This is a genomic window from Synechococcus sp. BA-120 BA3, assembly GCF_034931285.1.
Taxonomy (GTDB): Bacteria; Cyanobacteriota; Cyanobacteriia; order PCC-6307; family Cyanobiaceae; genus Cyanobium.
This window is the reverse complement of sequence record NZ_JAYGHZ010000105.1, coordinates 1-3,696: the sequence shown is the minus strand read 5'-3', so window position 1 is coordinate 3,696 and position 3,696 is coordinate 1. Positions and strand designations below refer to the sequence as shown.

General features: G+C 70.3%; 5 protein-coding genes. 1 reads left to right on the top strand and 4 read right to left on the bottom strand.

Features of this window, described 5'->3' with window-relative positions; genetic code table 11:
• A partial coding sequence (locus tag VB737_RS05885; protein ID WP_500311931.1) for a response regulator occupies window positions 1-383 on the top strand: 383 nt, incomplete at its 5' end.
• 34 nt (window positions 384-417) lie between these two features.
• On the opposite strand, the gene VB737_RS05880 is transcribed toward VB737_RS05885, so the two are convergent.
• Genes VB737_RS05880 through VB737_RS05865 form a run of 4 tightly spaced genes read right to left on the bottom strand, consistent with a single transcriptional unit; the run spans window position 418 to window position 3,320 of the window.
• Window positions 418-1,239 (bottom strand): sulfite exporter TauE/SafE family protein, encoded by an 822-nt coding sequence (locus tag VB737_RS05880; protein ID WP_500311929.1) that lies wholly within the window; start codon window positions 1,237-1,239, stop codon window positions 418-420.
• Window positions 1,236-1,733 carry a thioredoxin family protein gene (locus VB737_RS05875; protein WP_500311927.1) on the bottom strand — a complete coding sequence of 166 codons (498 nt, stop codon included), beginning with the start codon at window positions 1,731-1,733 and terminating at the stop codon, window positions 1,236-1,238. The genes VB737_RS05880 and VB737_RS05875 overlap by 4 nt, the downstream gene beginning before the upstream one ends.
• 55 nt (window positions 1,734-1,788) lie before the next feature.
• A complete protein-coding gene (locus tag VB737_RS05870) occupies window positions 1,789-1,938 on the bottom strand; it encodes a hypothetical protein (protein WP_201295923.1) in 150 nt (49 codons plus the stop codon).
• Between the two features lie 44 nt (window positions 1,939-1,982).
• The gene (locus VB737_RS05865; RefSeq protein ID WP_500311924.1) at window positions 1,983-3,320 is read right to left on the bottom strand and encodes a cation:proton antiporter; all 1,338 of its coding nucleotides are present in this window, start codon (window positions 3,318-3,320) and stop codon (window positions 1,983-1,985) included.
• Window positions 3,321-3,696: the final 376 nt, after the last annotated feature.

The window sequence follows — 3,696 nt, the reverse complement described above, 5'->3', positions numbered from 1 at the left end:
GCCATCCGCTGCGCATCCTGCTGGTGGACGACAGCGCCGTGAACCGGCGCCTCTGTGAGCTGATGCTGCGGCGCCTCGGCTACGAGCCCGACGCCGCCAGCGACGGCCAGGAGGCGCTGGAGCGCCAGCGCCTCCTCGATCCCGACCTGATCCTGATGGATGTGCAGATGCCCCGGCTCGATGGCCTTGAGGCCACCCGCCGCATCAGGGCCGCCACCGGCCAGGCGGATCGGCCCTGGATCGTGGCGCTCACCGCGTTCACCTCCGCCGAGGAGCGGGAGGCGGCGCTGCAGGCGGGAATGAACGCAGTGCTCGCCAAGCCGCTCAAGGCCGAGGCCCTCATGGCCAGCCTGGTTGCCGCCCATGCCCACGGCCCAACGTGATCCTCAGGCCAACCACAGGCCCCGCGGTTGCCGCTCAGGTCCGCCAGGTCGTGACCAGCCCCTGGACGATGGTGTAAGTCCCCGCCGCCAGCAGCACCAGGCTGCTCACCCGGGTGAGGGTGTCGGCGTGGTCGAGCAGTCGCCGGGAGGCGCTCATCAGGCCGACCCAGAGGCTGGAGGCGGCAATCACAGCGGTGTACCCCAGGGCATAGCTCACCATCGTCAGCACGGACAGCGCGGTGGAACCCGTGACGGCGGCTGCGGCAAGCACCGAGAACAGCACCGGACTGGCACAGGGGGAGCTCACCAGGGCAAAGCCCATCCCCACCAGGAACGGACCACCGGCCGCAGGCAGCTCGGGCAGGCGGGGCAGGGTCAGCGGCAGCCAGCCGCCCAGGTTCAGGCCCATCACCAGGATGATCAGCCCCACCACCAGATGGACCGGGCCGCGGTGGTCCACCACGATCGCTGAGGCGAACGAGGCGATCAGCCCGAAGAGGCTCAGCACCAGGACGGTGCCGGCCACGAACCCCCCCACCCTGCGGATGGCCTGGGGCCGGCTGATGGGCCCGAGGGTGCCGATGTAACTGAGGTTCAGCGGCAGCATGGCCAGCACGCAGGGCGACACGCTCGCCAACACCCCGCCACTGAACGCGAACAGGGGAAGCAGAAGGCCCGGCCCGCCCGGCAGGGCCTCCAGCCGATCGGCGTAGGCCTGCGACGCTGACTGGATCACCAGATCCAGCTGCCTGCCGATCATGGGCAGCCAATGGGCCGCCAGGACCCCCAGCAGGGCCAGCCCACCCAGCAGCACAAGAAAGGCCAGGCCTTTCCTGCGGACGGCAGCGCTGCTCATGGCTTGATCATCGACTGGGCTTTCCTGATCGCCGCGATGTAGGCGCGCTCATCGGTGCTGGCGCGGAATGTCTGCACCGTGGCGCCGGTGGCAGGGTTGATCACGGCCACCAGGGAGGGCTGGCTGCGGTTGGCCTCCAGGAACGGGCCAAGTCCGAGGGCACGGGCGGTCTCGCGCGCTTTCTTCAGTTGGCTGGCATTGGAGACATCGAATTTCAGGAACGTGGCCTTGCCGGCCTTCTGTTGCCGTAGGGAGCTCAGGGTTGGGCCGATCGTCTGGCACTTGGAGCACCAGCTGGCATAGATGTCGACCACGACGGGTTTGCCCTGCAGGGAGGGGGCGAGGGCACCAGCCCGTGCCTGGGCGACCCGTTCGGTGACAACCGTGGCGGATGGTCTGGTGCCGCTCGGAGCGGAACCAGGCAGGGCGAAGGGGTGCGTTCCCCCGAGCGTGAGAGCCAGAGCGGTGAGGGGAGCAGTGATCGGATGTGGCATGGCGGCCCCGAGGGTGACAGCCTTGAGTACCGCCGCAGGCGCCAACCGGATGTCCTCAGGGCAGGGTGAAGCCGGAGGTGTTGAGGTGCTTGAGGTCGAGCATCACCACCGTGACCCAGACCAGCAGGGCCAGGCCGGCGAGCGAGCCGATCACCAGGAGCAGGCCGGCGATCACCGACCGGGGGGTATCGCTGTCGTTGGCCACGGGCAGGAATCGAGCTGGGGCCACTGTCCCACGGGCGGGCCGCTTCAGGCGGTCGCCTCCGCCCCCTCACCGGCCTCGGCCAGCACCAGCCGCAGCAGCACCGGCGCCAGGAAGGTGGTGCCTATCACCATCAGCAGGATTGCCGCCTCCAGCGATGGCCCCAGCACCCCGGTCTGGGTGCCCAGCCCCAGAAAGATCAGGCCCACCTCGCCCCGGGGCATCATGCCCAGCCCCACCGCCAGCCGGTTGGTGGGACCGCTGCTGAGGTAGCTCCAGCCGGCCGCCACCTTGCTGACCACGGCGGCCGCCAGCAGGAACCCCGCCATCACCAGCCCCTCGTGGTTGGCGGCGTTGAAGGGGTTCAGCACCGAGAGGTCCATGCCGCTGCCGATCAGCACGAAGAACACCGTGGCGAACAGGGCCACCAGGGGCTTCACCGCCTCCTCGATCGCGTGCCGGTGCCGCGAGCCGCTGAGGATCAGGCCGCCGGCGAAGGCCCCCAGGGCCGCCTCCAACCCGAAGGCCTGGGCCGCGAAGCAGGCCAGTGACATCACCAGGAAGGCCGCCACCACCACCTCGCCCGGGGCCCTGAGGCGATCGAGCAGCCAGTCGAAGGGGGGGGCGGCGGTGCGGCTGAGGAACAGGGCCACCACCACGAACACCGCGGCCGAGGCGATCAGCTTCAGGATCGGGCCGAGGCTGAAGCCGTCGCCGCCGGCCAGGGCCACCACCACCGCCAGGATCACGATGCCGAGGATGTCGTCGAGCACGGCGGCGCCGATCACCGTCTGCCCCTCCCGGGTGCGCAGGAACTTCAGCTCCCCCAGCACGCTGGCGGTGATGCCGATGCTGGTGGCGGTCATGGCGGCACCGGCGAAGATCGCCGGCAGCAGCGGCACGCCGAACAGAAACTGCAGGCCGAAGGTGCCCAGGGCGAAGGGCAGCACCACCCCGGTGAGGGCCACCGTGATTGCCTGGCCCCCCACCGCCATCAGCTCGTCGAGTTCGCTCTCCAGGCCGGTGAGGAACAGCAGGGCCAGCAGGCCGATCTTCGCCACCGCCTGCAGGTTGGTGAAGCCCTGGTCGTAGATCGCCTGCACCTGGTCGGGTCCCACGTGGGCCAGGGCGGCGATCGTCTGCTCGGCGACGGCATTCAGCTGGCCGCCCAGCTCCGGAGCCAGGATCAGGTGCAGCCCGGAGACGCCGATCAGCACCCCCGCCACCAGTTCCCCGAGGATGGCCGGCAGGCGGAAGCGCACCATCAGCTCCGCCAGGGCCCGGGCGGCGAACAGGATCACGATGAAGCGGCCCACCGCGATCAGGGTCTCGGCCGCCTCGATCTGGTGGCCTCCGGTCGCGAGCAGCAGGGGGGACATGTCCATGGCGGGCCGGCCGGTGCGATGGCGAAATCCTTTCACTCCCCCGCCGGGATCACACCCCGGATCAGCGGACCGGGATCACGGGGCCGGATACTGAAGGACCAGCCGTCTGTGCCGCACGCCTCGATGGCCAGGTTCCACCGCACGCCGAGGCCGCCGGAGGGCGGGCCGCCGGTCCCTTTGGGGGTCGTGGTCGCTATCGGCCTGCTGCTGGCCGGCCTGCCGCTGCTGCTGCTCAGCCAGCAGCACTCCGGCGACCCGTTCAAGATCCGCCGCGAACTGCGCAAGTTCTGAGCCCGCCCCCGAAACGACCCCCTGCGCCCCGATCGATGGCGACCCTGCTCCGCCGCCGCCGCTGGTTCCTTTTCCTGCTGGGGGG

What these genes read in the sequence shown, in the direction of transcription:
- VB737_RS05865 (WP_500311924.1), bottom strand. Translation starts at nt 3,320, where the DNA reads ATGGACATGTCCCCCCTGCTGCTCGCGACCGGAGGCCACCAGATCGAG.
- VB737_RS05880 (WP_500311929.1), bottom strand. Translation starts at nt 1,239, where the DNA reads ATGAGCAGCGCTGCCGTCCGCAGGAAAGGCCTGGCCTTTCTTGTGCTG.
- VB737_RS05875 (WP_500311927.1), bottom strand. Translation starts at nt 1,733, where the DNA reads ATGCCACATCCGATCACTGCTCCCCTCACCGCTCTGGCTCTCACGCTC.